1 protein-coding gene is annotated in these 245 nt (G+C 57.6%); it reads left to right on the forward strand.

The window, feature by feature from the left end:
• Positions 1-245 (forward strand): EF-Tu/IF-2/RF-3 family GTPase (locus ACZ3HG_RS24575; protein ID WP_465335113.1); only part of this gene is annotated, 245 nt, incomplete at both ends.

Here is a 245-nt window from a genome sequence, read left to right on the forward strand (position 1 = left end):
CTCAGCAAGAAGCGGCGCCATTCCGTTTTCCGGTACAGATTGTGGCGCGTCAGGATGGTTCATCCGCGGATGATTTTCGTGGCTATATGGGCCGTGTTGAGTCAGGCAGTGTGGCAGTGGGTGACACGATTACCGTGCAGCCCGCCAGGATCAGTGCCACTGTGACTGAAATCCTTGGGCCCAATGGCAACCTTGATGTGGCTCATGCTGGCCAGAGCGTGACGATTCGTCTGGGCGAGGATGTG

It is taken from the genome of Erwinia sp. PME.40.26/001 (assembly GCF_055556675.1).